Here is a 26,343-nt window from a genome sequence, read left to right on the forward strand (position 1 = left end):
GCGTGGGCGTCGGGCTCAGGGCCGAGCGGCAAGTGGCAGTGCCCGCACCAGCATCCGGTGCGAGCGCCAGCCGGGAAACGGCACGAGGTCGCCGACGTGGTCGAACCCGGTTCGTTGCAGCGCGTGCCACACCCGGGTGTTGGTCTCGGCGACGGCGAGTGACACCCGCTCCTCGCGCCGTCGGGCCAGCAACTCGACAGTCATCCGGAATCCGAGCCGGTGGCGGCGGTACTCGGGCAGCACGAACGCCTCGCAGACCGCGAAGGTGCGGCCCGGCCACTCGATCGCCAGGTCGGGATCCTTGGCGGAGGTCAGGTCACGCCACCAGAGGGTCTCCGGTGGTAGCGGACAACCCATGACCGTCCCCACGAGCCGGCCGTCGACGTACCCGAGCGCCGCCTCGAAACCGGGGGCCTCGGCGGTCCGCCGCAGGCGTTCCTCCACCGTCGGCACGGTGTGGTCGACCAGGTGCAGGTCGGCGGCGTGCACGCGGCGGTAGACCTCGGCCAGCGCCGGGATGTCGACCTGGTCGGTGGTGACGACGGCGCTGTCCAGACCGTCGATCGCCTCGGACACAGCGGGCGACGACATGTGAACCCTCCCCGAACTTTGGTTAGGCATACCTAACCAGCCGGTCGGCGTTCGGGCAAGTCTCCGTCTCGTGGCGCGGTGCGCGCGTCGGTCACGGCTGTCTGGAGTCGTCTCCTGGCGTCCCTCCCCAGGGGCGGGTGGGTTGCAGCACGGCATCGCTCAGCGCCTCCCGCCGCAGGTGGGCGATCCGCTGGTACGCCGGATCGGCGATCATCTGACTGAACGCCCGGCGGGTTGGATAGCGCACCAGCAGGACCGCGTCCCACTGCTGATCCGCCGCGGCGATGAGGGCGTCGTCACCGTCGCCGGCGTAGACGACCTCGACTCCGTAGTGCGGCGCGACGGTCGTGGCGAAAGCCTTCGCGTACTGCTGGTACCGCGCGCGGCCGCCGTCGGCGAACCGCAGCAGATTGAGCATGACCACAGGTTCGTCAGGTCCGTCGGCGAGAAACCCGGTGGGAAGCTTGCCGTGTGGATCCGCCGTCATCGTTGCCTCCGATCTCGGGACTGGAAGCAGTATTCCGGCATCGAGGTCAGGCTCGTCAACGAAAAGGCGGTGGGACTTTGCACTCACGGTGCACGTTTCTGGCCGGCGGGCGTCAGCCGGCTCTCCGCAGGTCGGCCAGGAGCGCCTCGACCCGGGTACGGATCTCGTCACGGATCGGGCGTACCGCCGCCACGCCCTTGCCGGCCGGGTCGTCGAGCTTCCAATCCTCGTAGCGCTTGCCGGGAAACACGGGGCAGGCGTCACCGCAGCCCATGGTGACGATGACGTCGGAGGACTCCGCAGTCGCGTACTCAAGGAGCTTGGGGGTCTGGTCGGTGATGTCGATGCCCACCTCGCGCATGGCCGCGACGGCTGCCGGGTTGATCGTCTCGGCGGGCGCGGAGCCGGCGGAGCGGACCTCGACGGTGTCGCCGGCGAGGTGGCGTAGCCAGCCGGCGGCCATCTGCGAGCGGCCGGCATTGTGTACGCAGACGAACAGGACGCTTGGCTTGTCGGTCACGAGGTGCCTTTCTGCGGTGCGGGGGTCGTGGCTGGCGGTCGGTCGTGCGTGGAGGTCATGGGTGTCGGCTCGCGGTCGCCTGGTCGTTGGCCGGCACGACCACCTGGTCGGCGGCGGCACCGGCGTCCGGGTAGAGGGCCGCCAGTAGGCCGACACCGACGGCGAGACCGACGACCTGTGCCACCACGAAGCCTGGTACGGAGGCCGGGGCGATGCCGGCGAAGGTGTCGGTGAACGCCCGGCCGACCGTGACGGCGGGGTTGGCGAACGACGTGGACGAGGTGAACCAATAGGCGGCTCCGATGTAGGCGCCCACGGCGGCCGGCGCCACGGTGGCGCGGCCGGACCGGGCCAACGCGAAGATCAGCAGGACCAGGCCGGCGGTGGCGACGACCTCACCGAGCCACAGGTTGCCACCGCTGCGGTCCCGGCCGGAGAAGCTGACCGCGCTCAGGTCGAACATCAGGTTGGCCAGCACCGACCCGGCGATGGCCCCGGTCACCTGTGCCGCGACGTAGCCGGCGAGCTCCCGGGGGGAGAGCCCGGTGCCCGAGCGGCGGCCGAGCAGCCAGTCGGCGGCGGAGACGACCGGGTTGAAATGAGCGCCAGAGACCGGCCCGAACATCAGGATCAGTACGCCGAGGGCGAAGGCCGTGGCGATCGAGTTCTGCAGCAGTTGCAGGCCGACGTCGTCCGGGGACAGGTCGGTGGCCATGATGCCGGAGCCGACCACGGCGGTGACCAGCAGGGCGGTGCCGGTGAACTCGGCCAGCAGGCGCCGCGGGAGTGCGATGGTCATCGGTTGTGCTTCTCCTCGATGGCTATGGGGTGGGAACGTTCAACTCGTCGAGGAGCCGCCGTACCCGCTGCTCGATCTCGTCGCGGATCGGCCGGACATCGTCGACGTCGAGGCCGGCAGGGTCGGCAAGGTCCCAGTTCTCATAGCGGGTCCCCGGGAAGACCGGGCAGGCGTCACCGCAGCCCATGGTGATCACCACGTCTGCGGCGCGGACCACCTCGTCGGTCCAGGGCTTGGGAAACTCGTCCGAGATGTCGATACCGCGTTCGGTCATGGCCGCCACGGCGGCGGGATTGATCTCGGTGCCCGGTTCGCTGCCACCGGACCAGGCCACGGCCCGATCGCCGGCCAGGTGGGTGAGAAACCCGAGAGCCATCTGCGAGCGGCCGGCGTTGTGGGTGCACAGGAACAGGACGACGGGCCGGCCGTCACGGTGAAGGCCTTCGACGCGGGCCAGTGCCTGTAGCCGCTGGCGGGCGAAGCGTTCGGCGAGCAGGGGCAGGTAGTGGGGGATCCGACCGTCGACGGCGAACTGGTCGTAGCTGCTGTGCAGGAAACGTTCGATCGTCTCGCTGCCGTACGTGCCGTGGAACTCCTCGGCGAGGCGGGTTGCGGCCGTACGCAGGGCCAGACGTTGATCGACCGAGAGGTCTGGTCGGGGACTGCGGGTGAGGTGGGTCATCGTGGGTCTCCGGGTAGGACGGCGGGAGCGAGCCGGGCGACCCGGTCGGCGAGGTCGGCGTAGGCGGATTCGAACGCCTCGTCGGTGTCCACCCGGACCGGGTCGGGCACCGACCAGTGCAGCCGGGGGCGTAGCTGGTCGGTCAGTCCCTCGTGGGCGTTGTCGCAGACGGCGATGACGAGGTCGTCGCTGCGCACGACGTCGGCGACGTGGGCGGTGCCGGTGGGGTCGAGGTCGAGGTGGTGGCGGTGGGCCACGGCGACCGCGCGGGGGTGGACCCGGGCCGCCGGTTGGGTGCCGGCCGAGGCGGCGGCGCCGCGGGTGCGGTGTCGCCACAGCGCGGCGGCGAGCTGCGAGCGGGCCGAGTTGTGAGTGCAGACGAAGACCACCCGACCGACCCCGGTCAGCCGGGGGGTGGCGAGGGCGGCGAGCGCTTCGGGGCGCAACTGGAGGTAGGTGCGCCGTCGGTCGCCCTCGGAGCGGACCTTCACCACCAGGTCGGCCTGGGTGAGGACCTTGACGTGATGGGCGACCAGGTTGGTCGGCATGTCGAGCCGGTTGGCGATCTCGCCGGGCGAGGCGTCACCGAGGGTGAGCGCGTCCACGATCGCCAGGCGCGCCGGGTCACCGAGTGCGGCATGGGTGCGCGCTCGCGCCGCCAACGAAGAAAGCTCAACCTCCATAGACTCAACTATTGCTGACTAATTCTCGTCCGTCAAGCTCGCGCCCCCGGCGTCCGCAGTTCCTCGGACCGATGTGACTCAGCAGCAGTTCGTCAGATAGGAGCGCAGGTCCGACAGGGCGGTCAGGGCACCCTCTGGGTCGGCTCGGTACAGCACGGTCTTGCCGTCGCGACGTGACCTGACGATCCCGCCGCGTCGCAGTAGCGTCAGTTGCTGCGACGCGGTGGCCTGGCTGACGCCGACCCGCTCGGCCACTTCCCCTACCGAGAGTTCCGCGCCGGCGGAGAAGAGCATCATCATCCGCTGTCGGGTGGGGCTGCCGAGGGCCTTCAGGAAGTCCTGGGTCTGCGGTGCGAGGTGCCAATCGGTTCCGTCGGTGACCGGCGTCCCGGGGGATGTGCCGGCGGCGCTGTCGCTCATCGTTCCACCTTTCCCTCAACCAGTCATTTTGTCATTCAACGAAATGACGATATGGTCGCGGCGTGCGCCCCTCCAGCGACCCTCTCGTCGTCATCGGTGCAGGCCAGTCCGGCCTCGCCGCCGCCCGCGCCGCTCTCACCGCCGGTCTGCGACCGATCGTGCTGCACGCTGGTGCCGAGCCGGTGGGGTCCTGGCCGGACTACTACGACAGCCTCACCCTCTTCTCTCCCGCCCGCTACAGTTCCCTGCCCGGCCTGCCCTTCGGTGGTGACCCTGACCGTTACCCTCACCGGGACGAGGTGGTCGCCTACCTCCGACGCTGCGCGCGGGTGCTGGACGCCGAGATCCGCAACCAGACCCGGGTCGTCGCGGTACACGGCCGTGCTGACGGGGGATACCTCGTCCGAACCGGCACCGGCGACGAAATACCCGCCGCCGGTGTCATCGCCGCTACCGGTTCCTTCGGCAGACCGCACCTGCCCAGCTTGCCCGGCCAAGCCGACTACGCGGGAGACCTACGCCATGTCGCCCACTACCGCCGGCCACAGGCGTACGCGGGTAGGCGGGTCGTGGTGGTGGGCGCTGGAAACTCCGCCGTCCAGGTCGCCTACGAACTGGCCATGCACGCCCGGACCACGCTGGCCACCCGAGAGCCCGTCCGCTTTCTGCCGCAGCGGATCCGGGGTCGCGACCTGCACCACTGGCTACATGTCACCGGCGCGGACCGCCTTCCACGGTCCGCCGTCACCCGGCTGATCCGGCACGCCGCCGTGCTGGACACCGGCCGCTACCGCGACGCCCTCGCCTCTGGTGCGCTGCCCCGGCACGAGATGTTCACCGCCTTCACCCCCGACGGTGTGTGCTGGCGCGACGGCACGACCGAAAAGGTCGATGCTGTCATCTTCGCCACGGGCTACCGCCCGGACCTCGACTACCTCAGTCCGCTCGGGGTGGACCGCAACGCGCCCCGGCAGGTCGGTGGAGTGTCGACGACCCATGCCGGCCTTGCCTACCTTGGCCTGGAGTTCCAGCGCTCCTTCGCCTCGAACACGTTGCGCGGTGTCGGACGCGATGCGGCACACGTCATGAACGCGGTCGTCGCGCAGTTACGCGGGGAAAGTAGTCGGCCAGTGGCTCGCCCGCCCGATGTAGGTCGGTGACCACCTGCCGGCACGCCCGGACCAGGTCCGCGTCTGCGTAGCGGTCCGCGCCGACGAGTACGCCGTCGACGTCGTAACACACCTCGTAGAGCGTCTCGTCGGCCACCGCGACGAGTTCCGGCAGCGGCTCGCTGACTTCCAGTGGCGCGACCTGTGGTGGCCCTACGATCCGGACATCGGTGCCGCACTCCGCCCTGATCCGCAGCACGTGCAGGTTCCACCGCACGTACTCGCTCAGCGGCGGCTCCACCACCCGAACCCAGTGCAGCCTGATCGCGTGCCGGGCCATCCGCCGGTGCTCGGCGGCTATCTGCTGCCGGTCGGCCTGGAGCAGCCGCATCGACTCCGGCCAGTCGCCCCGGGCGAACGCCTCCCACACCCCGTAGCCCGGCTCCTGAAAGTGCTGTCGTCGTTCCAGCTTCCAGATGTGCGCGCCGTCGACGGCCCAGAACCGCTCCCAGAAGTCCGCCAGGTACTCCTCCCGCGCCAGCCGCCTCCCGGTCGCCTGATCGAGCAGATCCCGCACGGCCTCACCTCTCTGTCTCGATACCGTCACCTTCCCGGGTGCCGCCGGCTCGGCGCGACCGGAATCGCGTCGAGCCGGCGGTCCGTCGGCATCAGCCGGACGGGTTGCTGCTCAGCGCGGTCGTCTCGATCTTGTCGAGCTTGCGGATCTCGATCTTGTCGAGCTTGCCGGCCTGCGGCTTGTCGGCCTTGCGGCCGTCCGTCTTCTCCATGCGGTTCACCTCCTTCCGGTTTGCCGCCGATGGCGGCTGATCCCCCGTCGGACCCGGTGCCCGTGGCGATGCCACCAGGCACGGGTCCAAAGGACGACAAAGACGACGCTGATGGCAGCTACCGCGCCCGCGTCGAACAGGTCGCCGGCCGAGCCGCCGGCCAGCACGGCGCCGATGGCCGAGGTCAGTACGGTGACCGCCACCGGGAGGGTGACCAGAACCGCCACCGCCAGGCAGGCGACCGTCCCACCGACCAGCACGACGGCGTACGCCCGCACGGCCAGGCGCTCCCGTGCCGTGAGTCGCCGGCTCGGGTCCTCGCCCGGGTCGGCTGCCCGCCGGAACCGGCGCACCGGCCGTGCCGCCAGGTGTCGCAGATAGGCCGAGCCGTCGGCGTACAGGTTGGCGCAGCCGGTCACGTCCTGAAGCACGAAGTAGATGTCGGTACGCATGAACACGAGGAACTGCACCGGGACGAGACCGAGCGAGAGCAGGCCCACCGCCGCGAGCAGGCCATCGGCTGGACCCGCGACACCGGTGGCCCGCGCCAGCACCGTTCCGGCGTAGATCACCAGATTCGTCGCGATACCGGCGAGGTAGACGGTCAGGCGGTCGCGGCGGGGCGCCGCCCACACGCCGCTGACGTCGGTCTGCGCGACCAGGAACTGCAACCGGGTACCGAAGCTGATCCGACCGGGTGCCCCGGCCGCGCGGGCGGTGACCAGGTGCGCCAACTCGTGCAGACCGATAAGCGTCCAGACGATCCCGAAATTGCCGAGCATGATCAGCCCGCCGCTGTCGCTCCAGAGCAGGTCCTGGTGGCGTGGCGCCAGCACGGGCTCGCGTCCGATCGCCACCGCGGCGGCGAGTACCACGGCACCTGCGATCAGCGGGACCACCGGATGCAGCAGCCAGCGGACGTGCCGTTGACGCAGCCACGGCAACATCGGTCTGGGTGCCGGCGCCGTCGGCAGCGGTCGACCGTCGATCTCCGCGACGAAACCGAGGGCGACCAGGTCGGAGACGAATTCGGCGACGTCCACGTCGGCGCCGCTCTCCTCCCGCAGCGTGGTTCGCACCTCGCCGACGGTGGTGTGCGGTAGCAGCGTGATGGCCCGGTGCCCGATCGGCGGAAGTCGGACGAACGACCCGGTGTCGACCCGGCCGACGACCCAGGAGTTGCCCTCGGCACGCAAATGGAGCCGGTGCAGCCGGACCCGACTGCGGTCGGCGATCGGCTTCGGGTCGGACACCTGCGGCGCGGGTGCGGCTGCCCCGGGCGTGGCGCGTCCGCTCACCCCGGGGGCGGTCATGCCGGCGTCCCGCAGGCGGCGCAGTCCGGTCGGCGTGGGTCGTCGCGAACGAAGGTCGCGTCGGGGGCCAGGAGGTTGACCGCGTCGACCCGCCCCGCCGGCAGCGCCGGTACGCCGGTGATCAACGCCATGGCATGGTGTGCCGCCAGGTGACCCGAGATTCCCGCCGTTGGTGCGGCAACCGCGTTCGCGACCGCCGCGTTGCGCCGTACCGTGTCGGCGTGTCGGACACCGATCGCGTGGTGCTGCTCGGCGTCGGCCCACCGGACGCACTCCCAGCACGGTCCGGTGCCCGGCACGTACCGTCCGACCTGCACCAGCGGGCCGTGGTAGCCGGCGTCCACCCAGGGGGTGCCGGTGGCCAGGCAGGCGCGGTTGGTCCATCGCCGCAGCGCCGGTGGCCGGTCGGCGGCCAGCACCAGGACGTCGCATTCCGCGGCGAGGGCCGCCACCTGCTCGGTGCCGGTGACCCGCTGCCGGAGCCCGGTGACCTCGACCGTCGAGTTCAACTGCCGAAGCCGGTCCACCGCCGCATCGACCTTGGCCCGACCGATGTCCTGCTCGGCGTAGAGCAGTTGGCGGTTCAGGTTCGACAGTTCGACCACGTCCGGGTCGACGCAGCGGAGCCGGCCGACACCGCTGGCCGCCAGCGCCATGGCCGCGATCCCGCCGGTGCCACCGAGCCCGATCACGGTGACGGTCGCGCGGCTCAGGGCGACCTGCGGCTCCCAGGTGCTGTCCCGGGGGACGAGGTCCATCCAGCGGAAGTACGCCCGACTGCGGTCGAAACGCTGCCGATCGCGCGCACTGAGCTCGGGCGGGTCGGGCGCGTCGGTCTCCTCGACGTATCCGGAGTCGACGAAGAGTTGCAGGGCGGCGCGGATGTCGGTGCTCGGTTGGTCGGCATGCGCCGTCTGCACGTGGCGCACGATCTCCGCCACGCTGCGGCTGCCGTCCATGCTCTCCAGCAGGCACCAGATGGCACCGCTGGGATCCGCCACCTCGGCGGCGATGCCGTACGTCGGGCCGCCGATCCGGATCCGGCCGTCGGCGATCCGGTAGGGCGCGTGCTCAGGTTTGACGCGTGGACGCCTCATGGCCTCTCCCCGTGTGCCACGTCGGCTGACAACGTCCTGCCCGCCCAGCCTGTCGAGGGCCGGTGCGCCTGTCAATCTGTTTAGGACCGTCCGGCCGGTGCGGCCGGCCGGTGGGTCGGCCATGACGGTCGCGGTGGCGCAGCCGGGACCGGACGGTCAGCGCAGCCGACCGCGCCGGCCGAACCAGTCCCGCGAAGACCGGGTGTTCAGGGCCACCGCCACCCAGGCGAACAGGCCCAGGCCGACGATCGTGATCGCGCCGAAGAGTCCCAGCGAGGCGGCGGCCAGCACACCCGCCACGGCGTACGCAGGGTACGGCGCCCAGCGGCGGCGGGCCGCCAGGCTGACCGCGACCAGGGCGCACGCGGTGGCCATCACGGCGAAGAAGGCGACGGCGCCGAGGGAGCCTTTCGCGGCCAGCGACCGGTGCACCATCGCGAGCGCGAACAGCAGTGCCAGCAGTGCGAACGCGAGCACGGTGACCCGGACCGGGGTTGGCGTCGTGGGAGGCCGGAGCAGGTCCCCGTAGCCGCCGCCGGGTGCGCGTACGACCATAGAGACAACGATGGGCGTCGACGCCTGCCTGAGCGTGCCACTGTCGGCAACGCGACAGCGGACGTGGGCGGCCTAAGCTTCGCCCATGGCGAGGTACTTCGACGTGCACCCGGACAACCCGCAACCGCGCACCATCGGTCAGGTGGTCGAGATCGTTCGCGGGGACGGGTTGATCGCCTACCCCACGGATTCCTGCTTCGCCCTGGGCTGCCAGCTGGGCAACAAGGACGGCATGGACCGGATCCGGGAGATCCGCCACCTCGACAGCGGCCACCACTTCACGTTGGTGTGCCGCGACTTCGCCCAGCTCGGGCAGTTCGTGCAGTTGGACAATGCGGTGTTCCGGGCGGTGAAGGCGGCCACCCCCGGCAGCTACACCTTCATCCTGCCCGCCACGAAGGAGGTGCCCCGGCGGCTGTGGCACCCCCGCAAGAAGACCGTCGGAGTACGCATTCCCGCGCATCCGGTCACCCGCGCGCTGCTGGACGCGCTCGGCGAGCCGTTGCTGTCCAGCACCCTGCTGCTGCCCGACGACGAGGAACCGATGACCCAGGGCTGGGAGATCAAGGAGCGCCTCGACCACGCCGTCGACGCGGTGGTCGACGCGGGTGACTGCGGCACCGAACCGACGACGGTGGTGGACTTCTCCGGCGGTGAGCCCGAGATCGTCCGGGTGGGCGCCGGCGACCCGGCCCGCTTCGCCTGACGTTCCGGCAGGTCCGCCGGGCTGCGTCGGTGGTGGCCTGACAATTGCTGGCCGCCACGCCCCCGTACCCCGTGGCGGCCGTCACCCCGCCTGATCCCACCACGTCTTTCTGACCCGCCAGCGAAGTCCAAACGATTCCGTACGGGGTGTCACGGGATCGATTGTTATCGTCGCAACTCGTGGGTGTCATGAAGGCTGCCGTGTCCAACGGGCCACCCGACCCGGGCACGGCCCACAGCCTCGACGAACTGATCGGCTGCCTACGGGCGCTCAAGCTCTGGGCCGGTGATCCCTCGTACGAGACGATCACCCGGCGGGTAAACGAGCGGTGGCGGGCCGACGGTCGCCCCGACGATGAGATGGCTCGCCGAGGCACCGTCGTGGACTGCTTCAAGACCGGGCGGCGGCGGATCAACGCCGATCTGATGCTCGCCGTCGTACAGGCACTGCACGACGAGACGGGTTACCTCGCGCACTGGCGACAGGCGCTGCGGGTCAGTCTCGCTGAGACGACCGCGGCCGCCCAGGTACGGGTGCTCGACCGGCTGCCCGACGACGCGGGGGCCTTCACAGGCCGTCAGGCGGAGCTGACCCGGCTCCGGGAGTTGGCCGTGCTGACCGCCGAACCCGGCCCGGCTGGGCGCGGCGCGCAGGTCTGCGTGCTCGCCGGCATGGCCGGGGTCGGCAAGACCCACCTCGCGGTACGCGCCGGCCAGTTGCTTGTCGACGAAGGGCACTTCGACACGACGCTCTTCGTCGACCTGCGCGGCTACCACCCGGATCCGGGGCAGCCACCGGCCGAGCCGGGCGCGGTGCTGGACGGCTTCCTGCGCCTGCTGGGCATGTCCGGCCACGAGATCCCGTTCGGCCTGGCGGAGCGCGCGGCGGCGTTCGCCGAGCGGCTCCCGGGTCGGCGGGTGCTGGTCGTGCTCGACAACGCGGCCGGCGCGGAGCAGGTTCGTCCGCTCCTGGCGCGCTCAGCCGGCACCCTGACACTTGTCACCTCCCGGCGCCGGCTCGCCGACCTGGACGAGGCGGTGCATCTCGACCTCGACCTGTTCACGCCGGAGGAGGCGGAGCGGCTGCTGGTCCGGTCGCACCCCGGCGTAGCGGTGGGCAGCGATCCGTCGGCGCACCAGCGTGTCGCGTTGCGGTGCGGGTACCTGCCGTTGGCGCTGAGTGTGGTCGTCGGTCAGATGGCCTCGCGGCCCGGGTGGACGGTCACCGACCACGCCGACCGGCTGGACGAGCGGCACCGGCACCGCCGGCTCGACAGCGGGGTGGAGTTGGCGCTGCACCTGTCGTACCAGCACCTGCCGGACCGGCGGCAGACGCTGCTGCGGCGAATGGCCGCGCAGCCCGGCGCGGATCTGGACGAGCACGGTGCCGCGGCCCTGCTGGACACCGATCCGGCCACCGCCGCAGCCGACCTGCGTCATCTCGCCGCCGAATACCTGGTCCAGCAGCCCGTCGTCGGGCGGTACGCGTTGCACGACCTCGTCCGCGCATACGCGGGGGAGCGCGGCCGGGAGGAGGACCGGCCGGCGGATCGTCGGGCAGCCCTGACCCGTCTGCTCGACCACTACCTGTACAGCGCGGCGGCGGCGATGGAAGCGCTGTATCCGGCCGAGCGTCACCGTCGACCGCCACTGCCTCAGCCACCCCCGGCCGTCCCGGTGCTCGACAAGGCCAGGACCGCGTTGCGCTGGCTGGACGCGGAGCGTGCCACCCTCGTGGCGGTCTGCGTGCACGCGGCCCGCAACGGCTGGCCGCAGCACGCCGTGTGGCTCGCCGGCACCCTGTACGTCTATCTCGACAACGGTGGTTATCCGGCCGATGCGATCACCGTGCACACCGAGGCCGAGCACGCGGCGCGGCTGCTCGGGGACACTGTCGCCGAGGCCACCGCGCTGACGAATCTGGGTGTGGTGTGTTGGCAGTTGGGCCGCTATCCGGAGGGGATCGGGCATCTGGAACGCGCACTGCCGTTGTTCCGCGCGGCCGGTGACGGTCGCGGGGAGGCCCGGGTGCTGGGCAACCTCGGTGTGGTGCACAGCGCGGCCGGGTACTGGGAGCGCGCCGGTGGGTACCACGAGTTGGCGCTCGACCGCTTCGTCCAGATCGGCGACCGGGTCGGTGAGGCGAACACCCTGACGAACCTGGGTGCCGTCCACGAACGGTTGGGCCGCCCCGGTACCGCGGTCGACCAGAACGGCCGGGCCCTGGCGATCTTTCGTGAGCTGCGGCATCTCGGCGGCGAGGCGACCGCGCTGAACAACCTCGGTGACGCCTACGTCGCGCTGGGCAGGTTCGCGGACGCCGTCGAGTGTTACGAACCGGCCCTCGCCCTCTTCCGCGACATCGGGGAACGGTACGGCGAGGCGTGCGTGCTCAACGGGCTGGGGCGGGCGCTGACCGGGCAGGGCGCACGCGACGAGGCGGTCGCGCGGCATGTCGAGGCGTTGGCCCTGGCGACTGAGATCGACAGACCCGAGGAACAGGCCCGCGCCCGTAGCGCGCTCGCCCGGCTGGGCGCGCCGGCCGAGGGGTAGACCGAGCAGCTTTCGTTTGCTCCAGGCGAAAGTTCGGCTGGTGGGTTGGAAACTATCGACGTCGCTTGGGACGACAGCTACGCTCCCAGGCAACAGCCGTCGATGCGAGGGGTGTCATGTCCCGTCGAACCGGAAGGCCCTCCTACCTGGTCGCTCCGCCCGCGCGGCAGCACCGGAAGAGGACGTGGATCGTCGCTACCGCCGCAGCGGCGGTCCTGGTGGCGGCCCCGGCCGGCGGGCTGGTCGGGCACGCTGTGGGTCGGCCGGACCCGACGGAGGCGAGCGTGGCGAAGATGCGCCAGGCCGACGCCGAGCGGGACGCGCAGCAGGTTGTCGAACTCACCGAGATGGCTCACCGGACGGGCGAGGAACTTGCGCCGATCATCCGCGCCGTCCGTCAGGACGCCGAGGCGGGGCGTACGCCCGAGCGGGCCCAGGTCGAACAGTGGCAGCAGACCATGCGGCGGCTGGTCGCCCAGTTCGCCGACCCGCCATCGGGCATGACCGCCACCAACGTCGCCCGTGGCGGGCTGCGTAGCGCCGTCGACCAGGTGGCCGTCGCGGTCGACTCGGTCGCTCTCGCACTCGGCGGTCCGACTGCCGGGCGCGCGGAGCGGATGCAGTTGGCCGCGCGGCAGGCGACCCTCGCCGTCACCACCTGGTCGGTCGCGGCGACCCAGCTCGACCAGGTCAACATCGATGCCGGACAGGGTCACCAGCACGTGCACCTCGATGTCGGCGAGGTGGAGGGCGCGCTCGGTCCGGACGGCTCCGCCGAGGGTGCCGGCGGCTGATCGCATTCATCCAGCTGAGTACGTTTGCTGATCGCGGTCCACAGTGGCCGCCGGAAGCACTGTGGTTTACAGCGATCAATCACCGTCGGCGGCGCGACGATGCCGACCCGGGTGATCGAGTCGCGTCAACGTCGATACTTGCGAATCGGTATCGCATCCGATGCATAATGGGCAACGGGCTGCGTGCGTCGGGGCAACGACCACAGTGATCTGCCGACTTCAATGGAGGCACCTCCATGGCATTGATTCCGGCGGCTGGTGCAGGTTGTAGTGGGCCGTCGACCCCGCCGCCACGAGTTGAGTCCCCGCGAACGGTCAATTCCGAGGTCGAGTGGGACGGGTTCGACCCGGGCGCCTACGTCCAGCACAACTACTCGGTCCTGCGCGATGATGATCGTGAAATCCTCTGTCGGATAAGAGACTTTTTCGCGGGTGCGAAGATTGCCGGCGCAGACTGTGTCGACGTCGGCTCAGGCGCAAACCTCTACCCGACGCTGTCGCTTCTGCCATTCGCCCGCAGCGTCGAACTCTGCGAATATTCCACCGCGAATGTGCGTTGGCTGCGTGATCAGATCAGCGGCTATGACGAGTGCTGGGACGCGTACTGGCAGGTGTGTGCGGAACACGCGGCGTACGCGGCGCTGACCGACCCCCGCAGCCACCTGGCCCGGGTGGGTCGGGTGTTGCAGCTGAGCGTCTTCGACCTGCCCAGGCGGGTCTGGAGTGCGGGCACCATGTTCTTTGTGGCCTGCTCGATCTCGGCCGACCGGGTCGAGGCGGAGCGCGCGATCGGCAGGTTCCTCGGAGCGCTGCGTCCCGGTTCGCCGTTCGCCGCGGCATTCATGCTGGGCTCGAACGGCTACCGCGTCGGGCAGCACTGGTTTCCGGCAGTGCAACTGCACCGCGCGGAGGTGGTGGCGAGCATGGCGGCCGGAGCGTACGACGTGGACATGCACGAGGTGCGCCCCACGCCGTCGTTGCGCGACGGGTATCTTGGCATGCTGCTGGTCACCGGACGTAGCCGCGGCTGACCTCGGATATCGCCGCCCCGCATCCCTCTCACCTGGACACTTGGGCCGGCTGAATTCTGCGGGACATCGGTACGCACGGCCGTTCAGGTCACGCTCCGGCAGGGATACGATGATGGGTGCACGTCATCGTGGATCATCGTGGGTCAGGCAACATCAGCAGCTCCGTTTCGACGACTACAGCAGACGGTGGTGGACCATGCGGATGCAGCCGCGCCAGGAAATTCTCGACATCTGGCGGGCCACGGTGCGTAGCTGTCTTCGCAACGGCGAATGGGACTGGGGCGGCCGGAGCGGGTCCAATTCCATCAGCGACGCGGAGCAACTGCTGACCCTGCTGCTGCCGGCAACCAAGATCCCGGTGCTGTCGCTCGACGATCCGGACCGGATCGACGAGGAGGTCATCGACGCCTTCGGCGCGATCGGCGGCGCGATAGAGATCCCGCGCCGACTGGTCAAGATCATGACCGAGTACTTCGTCCGCTACACCGACGACAGCGGCGCGCCGACCTTTGGTGGTGGCAGCTACCTCACCCCGGTCGAGGGTGGTCCGGACCTCACCGACGAGCAGCGTTCCATGGACGTGGTCGACTCGTTCGCGGTGTCGATCACGCTCACCCTGGCGACGATCGGTTTCGTCAAGATCTACCGCCCCTCCACCCAGCGAGCCGATCTGCGGGCCCAGTTGGACAAGCTGGAGGAGATGGCCAGCATCCGGCTGACCGCGGCCATGGTCGGGCTGCTGCGCAGCTTCAGCACCTCGGTCTTCGCCGCGACCGACGAGTTCGGTGTCCGGCTCTGCGACATGGTCAACCAGGACGAGCTGCCACGCCGTGAGGTGGTGACCGCGTTGCGGGCGCAGCTGCGGGACACCATGGCGAGCCTGCGCAACGTCGTGGTCGGATCCGGTCAGGTCACCGAGGATCTGGACAGCAGTGAAATGCTCTTCGAGTGTGGCTGGTCGTGGGGCACGATCGCCGGTGCCGAGGAGGTCACGACGACCGAGCCGATCGGCCCGCAACGCGAGGGCTCGGCCGAGAACGCTCCCTACCTGTACTTCACCGTCATCGCGGTGGACGCCATCGACGACCTCAATTCCGAACGTACCCGTCTGCTCGGCCTGCTCAACGAGGAACAGCAGCGCCTGTTCCGGATCCTGCAACTGCGCTGGGAGTTGACCCGGAGGTACTGGGCGACGGTGGCCACCTTCGGTAACCGGCGACGGTGGCCGATCGAGGACATTCCCTGGCGTACCACCGACGGCGACCGGACCGACTACTACACCCTGCAGGCCACCTCGCTGGCGGTGAAAGGGCTGGTCGCCAGCGGCCGCGGCGGTGACGAGGAGTTCGGGCGGATCGGGAACGTGCTGGTGGAGCTGGCGCAGCGAGGCCGGATCACCAGGCGCGCCTCGCCCAACGAGGCTGCGCTGGTCGTGCACGCCCCGGGCAAGCAGGTGACCCTGAACGACGCCACCTCCAAACCGATCATGACGTGGAACGTCAACGAGTTCTCCACTGTGCTGCTGCAGCGGGCCACCACCGTCGCCGGGCTGTTGAACAATGCCCGGCACCGCAGCGAGCTGCTCGAACTCGCGGACGAGGTGTGGGAGCACCTGCTGTTGCGGCGCATTCCCGAAGGTCGGCACCGAGGGCTGTGGGATCACGCCGGTGGTGCGTTCCCCGGGCTGGCGCCGCTGCCCGAGGCGCCCTCCTGGTACCTGACCGAGCGGGTCGTGCAGGCCTTGGTCAACGCCGGTCAGCTGCTCTGGGAGCGGCCGTTCCCCCGCGCGGTCAACCTCGCCACGTACGCCCAGGACCTGATCGACGAAGCCGAGTACGTGTTCGACCGTGAGCTGATGAGCGGCACGTTCGCCGGTGAGGCCATGCAACGCAGCATGCGCAGCATCCGGGCGACGCTGCGCCGTGCGCAGTCGCTCGTGGACGACCAACCGGGCACGGCCGCCGCGCTGGCCAGCACCCTGCTGCTACAGCTGAACGACATCACCACCGGCCAACAGAAGGCCAGCGAGGGGATCTGAATGCTGGTTTTCGTCACGTCGCACAAGGGTGGCACCGGGCGCTCGGTGACCGCGGCGAACATCGCCTACCGCAGCGCGCTCTCCGGCCGCTCCACCTGCTACCTGGACTACGACTTCGGTTCGCCGACGGCCGGCATCACGTTCCAGATCCCCCAGGCCACCAACGGTATCGAGGGCGCCGGCCCGAACGGCGGTGGCCTACACCGCTACCTTCGCGGCGAGATCCCGTCCCCGGAGCAGTTGGACGTGTGGGGCACCTCGGAGCGGGTCAGCCTGCGCCAACGACCGCCCCGCTCCAGCTCGCTGGTGCTGCTGCCCGGGCAGCGCAACGGCAGCGAGTTCGGCTTCACCGACGACATCGGCCGACGCTGCGCCGAGCTCTTTCTCCGGCTGGAGGAGGAGTTCGACCTGACCCTGGTGGATCTCAGCGCCGGTCGCTCGTACGCCAGCCAGATCGCGCTGGCCGCCACCGCCAACCGGACCCTGCGCAAGGTGACCGTCCGGTGGCTGGTCTTCCACCGCTGGACACCGCAGCACGTGGCGGCGGCGGCGGATCTCGCCTTCGAGGCCGGTGGGATCCTGGCCATGGGCAAGGAGTACGGCCACGAGCCGGACCGGCTACGGGAGTCGCTACGGTTCGTGCGGACCGCGGTGATCGACTCGCGCGGGCCGGAGGTCGGCCATCTCGAGCTGGCGCAGCAGGCGTTTCTGCGTAAATGCCACGAGGAACTGAAAGAACAGGCCAGCAAGCGGGGCCTCGGACGGACCACGCTGCTCGGCGCGGTGCCGTTGGACCCACTCCTGCAATGGCGCGAGCAGCTGATCTCGGACAATGACGTGCAGGCCAAGATCGCCAACGCCGGGACCGTGGACGCCTTCGTGAAGCTGACCGAGAAGCTCTTCGACGAGACCGCATGGGAGACCGTGTGATGAGCGTGGACGTCAGGTTTCAGGAGGCAGCCGCGGTACGCCGGACGGAGAGCGTGCCGTACTCGCATCTCTCGGTCGAGCTGGGGCACGTCTACGCCGAGGACTTCGGCGACGGATGCCGCGACCTACGGCGCAAGTTCGCCCGGATCGCGGACTGGGCGCAGGCGATCCCGGCGCTGGCCCGCCGGGGGCTGCGCCCCCACCGACAACCCAGAATCAGCACCTGTTTCCTCGTCGACGACTACTTCCACAGGTTCGCCACGCCGCGCGAGGTGATCCCGCAGGTACAGCAGGCCGCGGCGGAGCACGGGCTGATGCTCGACTATGTGGCCCGCGAATCCAGCTTCGCCCGCTACGACGACGTCGAACTGGCCCGGCTGGTGGTGGACACCCTGGTCGTGGAGCCGCCACGCAACACCACCGGAAGCCGCCCACCGCTGAGTGAGTCGGGCTGGCTGTCCAACGGCAAGCGTTCGCCGGGGCACGCCGACGCGCCCGCGATGACGCTGCCGATACCGTGGTCACCGCCGCTGCAGTCCGGCGACGCACCGCACTCCATTTTCGTCGACATCGAACTGTGGTCCGACGAACCGGACCGCCGGGTGTGGGCCTGTGCGCTGCTCGCCTCGGTGTGGCAGATGACCCGGCTGGGTGTGCTGCGGCACCGGGGGCAGACGATCACCCAGCCGTACCGCCTTCCCGCCGACGAGCCGCTGCCGACCGACTGGGACCGCCTCCCGGCCATCGTCCAGCTGAATCCGAACGCCACACCGTTCTGCGGGTACCGCACCGTGACGATGATGGACACCCGGTACCTGCCGGTCGAGCTGGCCGTACGGACCATTCTCGGGCAGGTGGCGGTGCCACCCGCGGTCGCGCGCCAGGTCGCCAAGCGGGCCGGCAGCGAGGGCCTGGAACTGCCCGACGAGTTGGTCGACCGGCTGAGCTACGTGTTCATCGGCGACTGATCAGCCGCGTGGCGCCTGCGCACCGCGACCGACCCTGCGGTCCGACGGGCCCCGGTTGGCGGCCGAGAACGGTTCGGTGAGCGGGGCGGGCCCACACGGCTGGCCGACCGCCGCCCGGCCGGCCAGGTCGCGCAGGATGGCCATGTTGCCGACGGTGATCTGATCCCGGATCCAGTTGACCGAGGACTGCCACTGCCGGCTGAACCCCGGTACCTGCTCCAGCCGGTCCCAGATCGGCCGCAGCCGTGGGTCGACGCGGGCACCGGGCAGCCACAGATGCAACAGGTGCTCCAGCACCGGCCGCAGCCGTTCGATGTGTTCCTGCGTCGAGCCGGCGCGGGTCACCGCGGCTTCCACCAGGGCGGACAGCATGGTGAGCAGCCAGTCGTGCAGGGCGAGATCCTCGCAGAGGCCGGCGACCGCCGCCGGCACGTCCTGCGGGCTCACCGTGAGTCGCACGGTGCGCAGCGTCGGTGAGTCCACCGCCACGTCCGCCGTGGCGTTCTCGCCCGGCTGTTGATGCACCTGGGCGGTCCACCGCAGCCGGGTGCGCGCCGCACGCAGCGGTGGACGTCGGTCCAGCAGGTCGGACATCTGCACACTGTCGAGCACCCGGCCGGTGATCGCGTCCAGGTTCAGCACGTCGGCGGCGTTGCCGTGCAGGAACCCGCTCGTCAGGTCGTCGGCGTCCAGCTTGCCGACCGTCTCCAGCACACCCGAGTTGGCCAGGTAGTGCGACCACGGCCGGCGGCGTTCCCCGGCGACGACCTGGATGATGGAGGAGGCCTGCACGATCCGACCGCCGGTGATGACGGCCCGGGTGACCACCGCGCCAACTCCCCGCAGTTGGCGGTTCTTCGCGCTCGGCAGCCAGCAGTCCACGCCGGTACGGACGTCGGGTGAGACCGCGTACAGCGACGGACGTCGGGAGGTCAGCACCGCCTCACCCTCGACCAGGCTGAGCACCTCGGCACTCTGATCCTGCGCCAGCGCCGTGCTGTGCTGTAGCAGGCTGGTGTGCACCTCGCCCACCGTGAGCATGGTTCCTCCGCATCGGCACCACGGGGGACACCGGCGGGCATGGACCTGCGGCCGGTGACCGGATCGAATCCGTCCCGCGGCCATCATAGGCCCATCCGTGGCGGGAAAGCCGATATGTGACCGGGGTGCGGACTTCACGGGCCGGATGGATGTGACGACGGCTGATATTTTGAAGAATGCGGTCGCCAGCCACCCCTGGAGTTTGCCGTCGATGAAGGTCTACATTTCAGCCACCCAAAAGGACCTGCTGGAATACCGTGCGGCCGTACACGCGGTGGCGCGTCGCCTCGAGATCGAGGACGTCGCCATGGAGGCGTACGGGGCCGACGCCCGTCCACCCCTGGAACGCTGCCTGACCGACGTACGCCGATGTGATCTCTACGTCGGGCTTTTCGCCTGGCGTTACGGCTACCGGCCACCGGGTCAGGAGTCCTCGATCACCGAGCTGGAGTACCGTGAGGCACTCGCCGCCGGCAAGCCGTGCCTGATCTTCCTGGTCGCCGAGGACACGCCCTGGCCGGTCGACATGATCGACCGCAACGGCGACTGGCAGCAGATCGTGGCGTTGCGCAACGAGTTGAAGGAGCGCCACCTGTGCGCCTTCTTCTCCAGCGTGGACGATCTGTCGGCGAAGGTCACCGTGGCGCTGGCCGACGTGCGCAGCGGCCGGTCACCGGCGCGTGAGCCCGGCGACCCCGACACCCACCTGCCGGAGGCGGTCCGCAGCCAGTACCACAAGCAGCTGCGGCTGCGGTATCAGGCGGTGCCGCTGGACGCCGTCGCGCCCCGGCCCACCATCGGCTACCTCACCGTCGGGCTGTCCAACGTGTTCGTCGAGCCACGGGTGCACGAGGACGCCCGGCCGGAGATGCCGTTGGCCTGGTGGCGTTGGGCGGGCTCCGGGCCGGACGGTGACGCCGGCGCGCTGCCCGGCGTGGTGGACCCGAGGGACGTGGAACGGCTCTGGGAGGAGTACGCGGCCAAGGAGGCGTCGGCGCTGTTCGACGTGGTCTGTGACCCGGCGCGGCGGGCCATCGTGCTGCTCGGCGATCCCGGGTCCGGCAAATCGGCGGCGGCACGTTACCTCGCCCTCGCGCTTGCCGGCGTCTGTGACGAGCCCCGGCTGGCGGCGTTGGACCGGTACCTTCCCGTCCTGATCGAGCTGCGATCGTACGCCGCGCATCGCGGGGACGGCCGGTGTGACGGGCTGTTGGACTACGTCGGCCACCGGCACCAGCAGGGGCTGGCCGGGATCGACCGGGACGTGCTTGAGGCGTACCTGCGGCAGGGCGGGCAGGCGCTGTTCCTCTTCGACGGGTTGGACGAGGTGTTCGATCCGGCGCAACGTGAGGAGATGGCCGGGCAGATCGCCACCTTTGCCAACGAGTACCCCGGGGTGCGCACGGTGGTCACCTCCCGGGCGGCCGGCTACCTCCGGCACACCTTCGCCAACGCCGGATTCGACCACTTCACCCTGGAGGATCTCGACGACGAGCGGATCGCGCGTTTCCTCGGCAACTGGTACCAGTACGTGGTGCCGACCCCGTCGGTCGAGGCGGACCGGCAGCGGCGGCAGATCCTCGACGTGGTGCGGCGATCCCGGGCGATGCACGAGATCGCCGGCAATCCGTTGCTGCTGATGCTCATGGCCATCGTCGGTCGGGACCGCCCGCTGCCCCGCAACCGTCGCCGGCTCTACGCGCACGTCACCGATGTGCTGATCTCCGAATGGGACGTGACCAAGCAACTGCGGGAGAGCCACGGCGACGTGCCGCCGTTGGATCCGCAGGCGAAGCTGCGGTTGCTGCGCCACCTGGCCTTCTGGATGCAGTGCCGGGAGTCGGGGCCGGCCGGCAACTACATCGAGGCGGATGAGCTCTCGCGTATCTTCCGGGACCACCTGGTGGAGTTCTACGGTTTCGAGAACGACCGCGCGCACGCCATGGCGTACTCGATGATTGACAAATTGCGCCAGCGCAGCTTCATCCTGGAACGGTACGGGTTGCGCCTGTTCGGGTTCGTGCACCGTACGTTTCTGGAGTTCTTCTGTGCCGAGGAGATCGTGGACAGGTTCGATCATGACCCGGACACCTGGGGGATCGACCAGTTGCGTGCGCTGTTCCGCGATAACTGGGCAGATCCGTCCTGGCGGGAGGTGCTACGGCTGGTCGCCAGCGCGTTGCCCGCCGAGGTTGCCAACGAGCTGGTGACCCTGCTGGCCACCGAGGTCAACCGACCGTGGCCGCCGCTGAACCTGCCCAGCGCACCGTGGAACCTGGTCCTGGCCGCGCAGTGCGTGGCGGAGGCACCGCAGCCGGCCGGTCTGGCCGGTGCCGGCGAGGCGGTGCTCCGCCAGGTCGTGCTGCTGATCGAGCACGGCATCTCCGCCGACGATCCGAACCTCGTCGAGGTCACCGAGCAGGAACTGCTCTCCTCGATCCGGGCGCTCGGGCCGCACTGGCCCGGCCGGGCCGTCTTCCTGCACTGGTACCGCCGCCGCGGGGTGCGCACCAGCTGGCGTTCCGGTTCGACCTTCGCCACCCGGTCGGCGGCGGTGCTGTCCACCGCCGATGAGCAACTGGAGGAGTTGCTGGTCCGGGAACTCGGCCAGGGACGCGAACGGCAGGCGCGGATCGCGCTTGTCGCCGGTCTGGCGGAGGCCGCCGGACGGTTGGACGACACCGGCCGCAGCCGCCGCCACTGTCAGGATCTGCTGCTCGCACAGGCCCGGGCGGAAGGCTCGACCGCGGTCCGCCAGGCCGCGGTCCGCGCGTTGGTCGCCAACTTCGGTGCCGCCGGTGACCTGGTCGTGGCGCTGAGCGAACTCGCCGGTTCCGCCGACGCGGCGGTCCGCGCCCTCGCCGTGCAGTCCCTCGGCGGGCGGTCCGAGCTGGCCGAGGAGATTCGACGGTTGCTGCTGACGCGGGCGACCGAGGACCGGGACACCGGCGTACGGCGGGCCGCCGTGACGGTGCTCGCCACCCGCTGTCTCGACCTGCCAGATGTCACCGAGACGCTGCACCGACTGCTGGCCACCGACACCGACCCCGGCGTGGTGCAGTCCGCGTTGCGTTGCCTGCTCACCCTCCCCGAGCAGAGCGAGACGGCCCGTGGGCGTGCCCTGTCCCGGATCGCCGGTGACTCCCATGACGAGGTGCGACGCTGCCTGGTGTGCGAGCTGCTGCCGGGGCGGGTCGGCGCGGAGGGCACCGAGCTGCTGCTGAAACTGGCCGGTTCGGACGCCTCCGCACGGGTCCGTGCCGTCGCCGTACAGCGACTGGTGCTGGTCAACGACCCGGACGGGCGGTGCCGGGACCGGCTGGTGGACCGGATCGAGCAGGACGAGGACGCGTCGGTGCGGGCGGCGGCGGTGGCGGCGTTGACCGACCGGTACCGGGTCGACGACAGCGGCTGGGCGGTCGCCGCGCAGGCGGCGCGGACGGACGACGACGCGACGGTGCGGCTCGCCGCGGTTCGTGCGCTGGCCGAGGCGTACCCGGATCACCGCACCGGCGAGCTGCTGCTGGAACGGGCCCGCCAGGACCCCACCGCCGGTGTCCGGCTCGCCGCCGTCGACCTGCTCACCGGTCGGCCGCTGCTCGGGCCCGCCACGCAGGAGCTGCTCATCAGCCGGGCGGCCCGGGAACGGGATCCGATCGTCCGGCTCCGCGTCACCCGCAGCCTGGCCCACCTCGGTGAGCCGCTCGACTCGGCGGTGGTGGAGTGCCTCGCCGAGCAGGTCCGCCGGGATCCCGACCCGAACGTGCTGCGGGCGGCCGCGCAGGCGCTGGCCCGCGACGGTGGCAGCGACGGGCTGGTGGAGACGCTGTCGCGGCGGGCACGCCGGGACAGCTACGCCGGCATCCGACTCGCCGCTGTGGAGACCCTCAGCGCGTACGGTGACCCGGACGTGGTGACCGACGTGCTGCTGGAATGCATCGAGTCCGACACCGATCCGGCGGCCTTCGACGCGGCGGTGTGTTGCCTGATCGCGCGAGGTGAGACCGCCATGGCGGTGACGCTGCGGCTGATGCGCCGGCTGGCCGATCGGGATCCGGCGATCCGGGCCCGCATCGCCGCAGCGCTCGGCGAGCACTTCGGCAACGACCCGGAGGTCCGGGTGCTGCTGGTGGGTCTGGTGCGCGACGATCCGGCGCTGGAGGTACGCCGCCGGGCCGCGGAGCAACTCGCGGCCAACCTGGCCGACCGGACGGGGGTACGGGAGCTGCTGATGCGGCTGGTCGACGACGAGGACTGGGAGATCCGCCGTACCGCGTTGCTCGCGCTCGCCCGGCACTACGGCGAGGACACCCGGACCAGGCCGCTGCTCGTCCGACTGGCCGGCGCGCCCGATCCCACGGTACGGGGGCTCGCCGGTCAGCTGCTGGCCACGCTACCCGGCACCAGCCCGGACGACTTCCCGTGATCGGCCCTCGGGTCGCCGGTGGTCGATGTCGCTGGTCGGGCACGCGGACGGTGTCCCGCGACCGGTCAGGCTACGGCTCGGCGCCGGTGGGTGCCACCGCGGCCGGATAGACCCGGGTTTCGGCCGCCTTGACGGCGGCCCAGAGCGTTCGTCCGGGTGCCAGTTGCAGTTGGGCGGCGGCGGCCGGGGTGATGTCGGCCGCCACGGTGACCGGGCCGTCGAGTTGCACCCGCAGGTTGTCGCCGTGGCGCTGTATCCCGTTGACGGTGACCGGCCAGGTGTTGCGGGGGCTGCCGTCGGGGCGACGGGGATGCAGCGCCACGGCCGACGGCGCGAAGGCGACGAAGACGGCACCCACGTGCTGGTCGCCGGTGACGAGGTGGAACCCGTCGGTGAGCCGGACGTGGTGCCCGTCCGCGTACCCCCGGTAGAGGTTGAGACCGACCAGGCGGGCGACGTAGTCGCTGCGTGGCTGGGCGGTGACGGTGGCGACGTCGCCCTCCTGCACCACCTGCCCGTCCTCGATGATGACCAGCCGGTCGGCGAGGACGACGGCGTCGATCGGGTCGTGGGTGACCAGCAGTGTGGCGCCGCGGTGGTTGGCGAGATGGTGGTGGAGTTGGGCGCGGGTGTCGAGCCGGGTCCGGGCGTCGAGGGCGGCGAGTGGCTCGTCGAGCAGCAGCAGTGCCGGTTCGACGGCGAGGGCCCGTGCCAGGGCAACCCGCTGGGCCTGCCCGCCGGACAGCTGCCGGGGCTTGCGCCGGGCGTGGTCGGCGAGCCCGACCCGGGCCAGCCAGTCCGCGGCCCGCTGCCGGGCCCGCTGCCGGTCGAGGCCCTGTCGACGTGGCCCGAACGCGATGTTGTCCAGCGCGGTCAGGTGCGGGAAGAGCAGGTAGTCCTGGAACACGACGCCGATCGGGCGCTGCTCGGTCGGCGTCCAGATCCGCCGGCCGGGATGATCCAGGTGGCGGCCGGCGAGGCTGAGGTGCCCGTCGGTGAGCGGGAGCAGGCCGGCGAAAGCCCGCAGCGCGGTGGTCTTGCCGGCACCGTTCGGCCCGAGGAGTGCGACGACCTCGCCGGGGCGGATGGTCAGCGGCAGGTCGAGTCGGAAGGTGCCACGGTCCACGACGAGGTGGGCGTCGAGCACCGCACGTCCGGGCGGTGGATCGCCCGGCGGGCTCGGATCGACGCCGGGGGAGTTCGGATCGGTGGTCATGAGCTGCCGAGCCATCGGTCGCGGAGGCTGGCCAGGATCACCACCGAGACGGTGAGCAGGACGAGACTGAGCACGATCGCCGCCTCCAAGTCGGTTTCGAGGGCGAGGTACACCGCGAGCGGCATGGTCTGGGTACGGCCGGGGAAGTTGCCGGCGAAGGTGATGGTGGCGCCGAACTCGCCGAGCGCCCGGGCCCAGCACAGCACCGCTCCGGCGGCGATGCCCGGGGCGACCAACGGGAGCGTGACGTGGGTGAAGGTGGTCCACCGGCCCGCGCCGAGGGTCGCCGCCGCCTCCTCGTACCGGACGTCCGCGCCGCGCAGCGCGCCCTCGACGGCGATCACCAGGAAGGGCATTGCGACGAAGGCCTCGGCGAGCACCACACCGGTCGTGGTGAACGGCAGGGTGAACCCGAAGGTGCTGTCGAGCCAGCCGCCGAGGATGCCCCGCCGGCCGAAGACGAGCAGCAGAGCCACGCCACCGACCACCGGCGGCAGCACCAGCGGCACGGTGACCAGGGCACGCACGAGGCGGCGCCCCGGGAAGTCGATGCGGGCGAGCAGCCAGGCCAGGGGCACCCCGAGGACGAGGCAGAGCAGCGTGGCGAGGGTGGCCGCCTGTACGGACAGCCGCAGCGCGGTGAGCACCCCCGGCTCGGTCAGGCGCTGTGGGAGGGTGCTCCACGGCGTACGGACCAGCAGACCTGCCAGCGGAAGCACCAGGAAGAGCAGGCCGAGGCCGGCGGGCAGCAGCAACGCGACGGGTACCCGACCGGTGCGCCTGGCGCGTGGAGGTGGCGTGGACCGGGCGGGCGCGACGGTCACCTGGTCAGGCCGGGGCATCTGCTACGGAGCCTGGAATCCGGCGGCGGCGAGGACGGCCTGGCCCGGCCCGGAGAGCACCTGCTCGACGAACGCCCGGGCGGCCGGCTGATTCGGGGCGTTCGTCAGCACGACGATCGGATAGTCGTTTATCGCCCCGGCCGATTCGGGGAACTCGATTCCATCCACGTCCTCGTCGGCGGCCCGTACGTCGGAGCGGTACACAAGTGCCGCGTCGACCTCGCCCAGCCGTACCTTGGACAGGGCCGCCTTGACGTCCGGTTCCAGCGTGACCGGGGTGAGTTTCGTCCCGGCGGCGGCCAGGACCTTCGCCGCCGCCGCGCCACAGGGGACCTGTTCGGCACAGAGCGCGACCTTGACGCCCGGCTGGGTCAGGTCGGCCAGGCCGTTCACCCCGCCCGGGTTGCCGTCCGGTACCGCGATCACGAGCTGGTTGCGGACGAAGATGCGCGGGTTGCCGTCGCCGTTGCCGGCGTCGATGACGGTCGTCATGTTCCCGGGAGAGGCGGAGGCGAAGACGTCCGCCGGGGCACCCTGGTTGATCTGGTTCGCGAGGGCGGAGCTGCCGGCGAAGCTGAAGGTGACCCGTACGCCGGGATTCGCCGTCTCGAAGTCCTCGCCGATCCGGGTGAACGACTCGGTGAGCGACGCGGCGGCGAACACCGTGACGTCACCGGTCAAGGCACCGTCCGGCGGTCGCCGGTCGCTGCTCCCGCCACTGCCGCAGCCGGTGATCGCGACCGTCATCGTGGCGG

24 protein-coding genes are annotated in these 26,343 nt (G+C 70.7%); 9 read left to right on the forward strand and 15 right to left on the reverse strand.

Annotation, left to right across the window (positions count from 1 at the left end; genetic code table 11):
• Positions 1-15: 15 nt before the first annotated feature.
• From ACN26Z_RS15080 to ACN26Z_RS15110, 7 genes are all read right to left on the reverse strand, one after another.
• Complete coding sequence (locus ACN26Z_RS15080; RefSeq protein ID WP_282238726.1) at positions 16-591, reverse strand: GNAT family N-acetyltransferase; 576 nt, start codon at positions 589-591, stop codon at positions 16-18.
• A 91-nt stretch (positions 592-682) separates the two neighbouring features.
• Entirely contained in the window at positions 683-1,078 is a 396-nt protein-coding gene (locus ACN26Z_RS15085) for a DUF1330 domain-containing protein (protein ID WP_421461829.1), read from the reverse strand.
• A 112-nt stretch (positions 1,079-1,190) separates the two neighbouring features.
• Entirely contained in the window at positions 1,191-1,598 is a 408-nt protein-coding gene (locus tag ACN26Z_RS15090) for an arsenate reductase ArsC (RefSeq protein ID WP_421461830.1), read from the reverse strand.
• 55 nt (positions 1,599-1,653) lie between these two features.
• Entirely contained in the window at positions 1,654-2,397 is a 744-nt protein-coding gene (locus tag ACN26Z_RS15095) for an aquaporin (protein ID WP_421461831.1), read from the reverse strand.
• A 22-nt stretch (positions 2,398-2,419) separates the two neighbouring features.
• On the reverse strand, positions 2,420-3,079 hold the full coding sequence (locus ACN26Z_RS15100; RefSeq protein WP_421461832.1) for an arsenate reductase ArsC: 660 nt from the start codon (positions 3,077-3,079) through the stop codon (positions 2,420-2,422).
• A complete protein-coding gene (locus tag ACN26Z_RS15105; RefSeq protein ID WP_282238722.1) occupies positions 3,076-3,762 on the reverse strand; it encodes a helix-turn-helix domain-containing protein in 687 nt (228 codons plus the stop codon). The genes ACN26Z_RS15100 and ACN26Z_RS15105 overlap by 4 nt, the downstream gene beginning before the upstream one ends.
• A gap of 78 nt (positions 3,763-3,840) precedes the next feature.
• A complete protein-coding gene (locus ACN26Z_RS15110; protein WP_421461833.1) occupies positions 3,841-4,182 on the reverse strand; it encodes an ArsR/SmtB family transcription factor in 342 nt (113 codons plus the stop codon).
• A 62-nt stretch (positions 4,183-4,244) separates the two neighbouring features.
• Between ACN26Z_RS15110 and ACN26Z_RS15115 the strand changes: the two genes are divergently transcribed.
• The gene (locus ACN26Z_RS15115; protein WP_421461834.1) at positions 4,245-5,342 is read left to right on the forward strand and encodes a flavin-containing monooxygenase; all 1,098 of its coding nucleotides are present in this window, start codon (positions 4,245-4,247) and stop codon (positions 5,340-5,342) included.
• Here ACN26Z_RS15115 and ACN26Z_RS15120 read toward each other — a convergent pair.
• The 4 genes from ACN26Z_RS15120 to ACN26Z_RS15135 form a co-directional block, all read right to left on the reverse strand.
• Entirely contained in the window at positions 5,266-5,868 is a 603-nt protein-coding gene (locus tag ACN26Z_RS15120; protein ID WP_282238719.1) for a DUF6879 family protein, read from the reverse strand. The genes ACN26Z_RS15115 and ACN26Z_RS15120 overlap by 77 nt on opposite strands.
• A gap of 216 nt (positions 5,869-6,084) precedes the next feature.
• On the reverse strand, positions 6,085-7,392 hold the full coding sequence (locus ACN26Z_RS15125; protein ID WP_421461836.1) for a hypothetical protein: 1,308 nt from the start codon (positions 7,390-7,392) through the stop codon (positions 6,085-6,087).
• On the reverse strand, positions 7,389-8,489 hold the full coding sequence (locus ACN26Z_RS15130) for a HesA/MoeB/ThiF family protein (RefSeq protein ID WP_421461837.1): 1,101 nt from the start codon (positions 8,487-8,489) through the stop codon (positions 7,389-7,391). Before ACN26Z_RS15130 ends, ACN26Z_RS15125 begins: the two co-directional genes overlap by 4 nt.
• A 156-nt stretch (positions 8,490-8,645) precedes the next feature.
• On the reverse strand, positions 8,646-9,044 hold the full coding sequence (locus ACN26Z_RS15135; RefSeq protein ID WP_421461838.1) for a hypothetical protein: 399 nt from the start codon (positions 9,042-9,044) through the stop codon (positions 8,646-8,648).
• 85 nt (positions 9,045-9,129) lie between these two features.
• Here ACN26Z_RS15135 and ACN26Z_RS15140 point away from each other — a divergent pair, with 85 nt between their 5' ends.
• The 7 genes from ACN26Z_RS15140 (at position 9,130) to ACN26Z_RS15170 (ending at position 18,063) form a co-directional block, all read left to right on the forward strand.
• Entirely contained in the window at positions 9,130-9,750 is a 621-nt protein-coding gene (locus tag ACN26Z_RS15140) for an L-threonylcarbamoyladenylate synthase (RefSeq protein WP_093402096.1), read from the forward strand.
• 188 nt (positions 9,751-9,938) lie between these two features.
• Positions 9,939-12,302: a tetratricopeptide repeat protein gene (locus ACN26Z_RS15145; protein WP_421464655.1), complete on the forward strand. Its 2,364-nt coding sequence runs from the start codon at positions 9,939-9,941 to the stop codon at positions 12,300-12,302.
• Between the two features lie 116 nt (positions 12,303-12,418).
• Entirely contained in the window at positions 12,419-13,096 is a 678-nt protein-coding gene (locus ACN26Z_RS15150; protein WP_282238714.1) for a hypothetical protein, read from the forward strand.
• Between the two features lie 236 nt (positions 13,097-13,332).
• Entirely contained in the window at positions 13,333-14,127 is a 795-nt protein-coding gene (locus tag ACN26Z_RS15155; RefSeq protein WP_421461839.1) for an SCO2525 family SAM-dependent methyltransferase, read from the forward strand.
• Between the two features lie 196 nt (positions 14,128-14,323).
• A complete protein-coding gene (locus ACN26Z_RS15160) occupies positions 14,324-16,165 on the forward strand; it encodes an SCO2524 family protein (RefSeq protein WP_282238712.1) in 1,842 nt (613 codons plus the stop codon).
• Positions 16,166-17,095: an SCO2523 family variant P-loop protein gene (locus tag ACN26Z_RS15165; protein ID WP_093402101.1), complete on the forward strand. Its 930-nt coding sequence runs from the start codon at positions 16,166-16,168 to the stop codon at positions 17,093-17,095.
• Positions 17,095-18,063, forward strand: a complete 969-nt coding sequence (locus ACN26Z_RS15170) for an SCO2522 family protein (RefSeq protein WP_421461840.1) — start codon at positions 17,095-17,097, stop codon at positions 18,061-18,063. The genes ACN26Z_RS15165 and ACN26Z_RS15170 overlap by 1 nt, the downstream gene beginning before the upstream one ends.
• Here ACN26Z_RS15170 and ACN26Z_RS15175 read toward each other — a convergent pair whose 3' ends face one another.
• Complete coding sequence (locus ACN26Z_RS15175; protein WP_093402103.1) at positions 18,064-19,104, reverse strand: SCO2521 family protein; 1,041 nt, start codon at positions 19,102-19,104, stop codon at positions 18,064-18,066. It abuts the gene before it with no gap.
• Positions 19,105-19,315: 211 nt separating this feature from the next.
• Here ACN26Z_RS15175 and ACN26Z_RS15180 point away from each other — a divergent pair, with 211 nt between their 5' ends.
• Positions 19,316-23,530 (forward strand): HEAT repeat domain-containing protein, encoded by a 4,215-nt coding sequence (locus ACN26Z_RS15180; protein WP_421461841.1) that lies wholly within the window; start codon positions 19,316-19,318, stop codon positions 23,528-23,530.
• A gap of 70 nt (positions 23,531-23,600) precedes the next feature.
• On the opposite strand, the gene ACN26Z_RS15185 is transcribed toward ACN26Z_RS15180, so the two are convergent.
• The 3 genes from ACN26Z_RS15185 to modA are packed head-to-tail and all read right to left on the reverse strand — an operon-like array spanning position 23,601 to position 26,335.
• Positions 23,601-24,761: an ABC transporter ATP-binding protein gene (locus ACN26Z_RS15185; RefSeq protein ID WP_282238709.1), complete on the reverse strand. Its 1,161-nt coding sequence runs from the start codon at positions 24,759-24,761 to the stop codon at positions 23,601-23,603.
• Positions 24,743-25,588, reverse strand: coding sequence for an ABC transporter permease (locus ACN26Z_RS15190; RefSeq protein WP_421461842.1), 846 nt, complete (start codon positions 25,586-25,588; stop codon positions 24,743-24,745). Before ACN26Z_RS15190 ends, ACN26Z_RS15185 begins: the two co-directional genes overlap by 19 nt.
• Before the next feature lie 3 nt (positions 25,589-25,591).
• Positions 25,592-26,335, reverse strand: coding sequence for a molybdate ABC transporter substrate-binding protein (gene modA, locus ACN26Z_RS15195; RefSeq protein WP_421464656.1), 744 nt, complete (start codon positions 26,333-26,335; stop codon positions 25,592-25,594).
• Positions 26,336-26,343: the final 8 nt, after the last annotated feature.

Origin of the sequence: Verrucosispora sp. WMMD703, from assembly GCF_049178935.1 — a bacterium.
Taxonomy (GTDB): Bacteria; Actinomycetota; Actinomycetes; order Mycobacteriales; family Micromonosporaceae; genus Micromonospora; species Micromonospora sediminimaris.

What these genes read in the sequence shown, in the direction of transcription:
- ACN26Z_RS15080 (WP_282238726.1), bottom strand. Translation starts at nt 591, where the DNA reads ATGTCGTCGCCCGCTGTGTCCGAGGCGATCGACGGTCTGGACAGCGCC.
- ACN26Z_RS15085 (WP_421461829.1), bottom strand. Translation starts at nt 1,078, where the DNA reads ATGACGGCGGATCCACACGGCAAGCTTCCCACCGGGTTTCTCGCCGAC.
- ACN26Z_RS15095 (WP_421461831.1), bottom strand. Translation starts at nt 2,397, where the DNA reads ATGACCATCGCACTCCCGCGGCGCCTGCTGGCCGAGTTCACCGGCACC.
- ACN26Z_RS15100 (WP_421461832.1), bottom strand. Translation starts at nt 3,079, where the DNA reads ATGACCCACCTCACCCGCAGTCCCCGACCAGACCTCTCGGTCGATCAA.
- ACN26Z_RS15105 (WP_282238722.1), bottom strand. Translation starts at nt 3,762, where the DNA reads ATGGAGGTTGAGCTTTCTTCGTTGGCGGCGCGAGCGCGCACCCATGCC.
- ACN26Z_RS15110 (WP_421461833.1), bottom strand. Translation starts at nt 4,182, where the DNA reads ATGAGCGACAGCGCCGCCGGCACATCCCCCGGGACGCCGGTCACCGAC.
- ACN26Z_RS15125 (WP_421461836.1), bottom strand. Translation starts at nt 7,392, where the DNA reads ATGACCGCCCCCGGGGTGAGCGGACGCGCCACGCCCGGGGCAGCCGCA.
- ACN26Z_RS15130 (WP_421461837.1), bottom strand. Translation starts at nt 8,489, where the DNA reads ATGAGGCGTCCACGCGTCAAACCTGAGCACGCGCCCTACCGGATCGCC.
- ACN26Z_RS15135 (WP_421461838.1), bottom strand. Translation starts at nt 9,044, where the DNA reads ATGGTCGTACGCGCACCCGGCGGCGGCTACGGGGACCTGCTCCGGCCT.
- ACN26Z_RS15140 (WP_093402096.1), top strand. Translation starts at nt 9,130, where the DNA reads ATGGCGAGGTACTTCGACGTGCACCCGGACAACCCGCAACCGCGCACC.
- ACN26Z_RS15145 (WP_421464655.1), top strand. Translation starts at nt 9,939, where the DNA reads ATGAAGGCTGCCGTGTCCAACGGGCCACCCGACCCGGGCACGGCCCAC.
- ACN26Z_RS15150 (WP_282238714.1), top strand. Translation starts at nt 12,419, where the DNA reads ATGTCCCGTCGAACCGGAAGGCCCTCCTACCTGGTCGCTCCGCCCGCG.
- ACN26Z_RS15155 (WP_421461839.1), top strand. Translation starts at nt 13,333, where the DNA reads ATGGCATTGATTCCGGCGGCTGGTGCAGGTTGTAGTGGGCCGTCGACC.
- ACN26Z_RS15160 (WP_282238712.1), top strand. Translation starts at nt 14,324, where the DNA reads ATGCGGATGCAGCCGCGCCAGGAAATTCTCGACATCTGGCGGGCCACG.
- ACN26Z_RS15165 (WP_093402101.1), top strand. Translation starts at nt 16,166, where the DNA reads ATGCTGGTTTTCGTCACGTCGCACAAGGGTGGCACCGGGCGCTCGGTG.
- ACN26Z_RS15170 (WP_421461840.1), top strand. Translation starts at nt 17,095, where the DNA reads ATGAGCGTGGACGTCAGGTTTCAGGAGGCAGCCGCGGTACGCCGGACG.
- ACN26Z_RS15175 (WP_093402103.1), bottom strand. Translation starts at nt 19,104, where the DNA reads ATGCTCACGGTGGGCGAGGTGCACACCAGCCTGCTACAGCACAGCACG.
- ACN26Z_RS15180 (WP_421461841.1), top strand. Translation starts at nt 19,316, where the DNA reads ATGAAGGTCTACATTTCAGCCACCCAAAAGGACCTGCTGGAATACCGT.
- ACN26Z_RS15185 (WP_282238709.1), bottom strand. Translation starts at nt 24,761, where the DNA reads ATGGCTCGGCAGCTCATGACCACCGATCCGAACTCCCCCGGCGTCGAT.
- ACN26Z_RS15190 (WP_421461842.1), bottom strand. Translation starts at nt 25,588, where the DNA reads ATGCCCCGGCCTGACCAGGTGACCGTCGCGCCCGCCCGGTCCACGCCA.
- modA (WP_421464656.1), bottom strand. Translation starts at nt 26,335, where the DNA reads ATGACGGTCGCGATCACCGGCTGCGGCAGTGGCGGGAGCAGCGACCGG.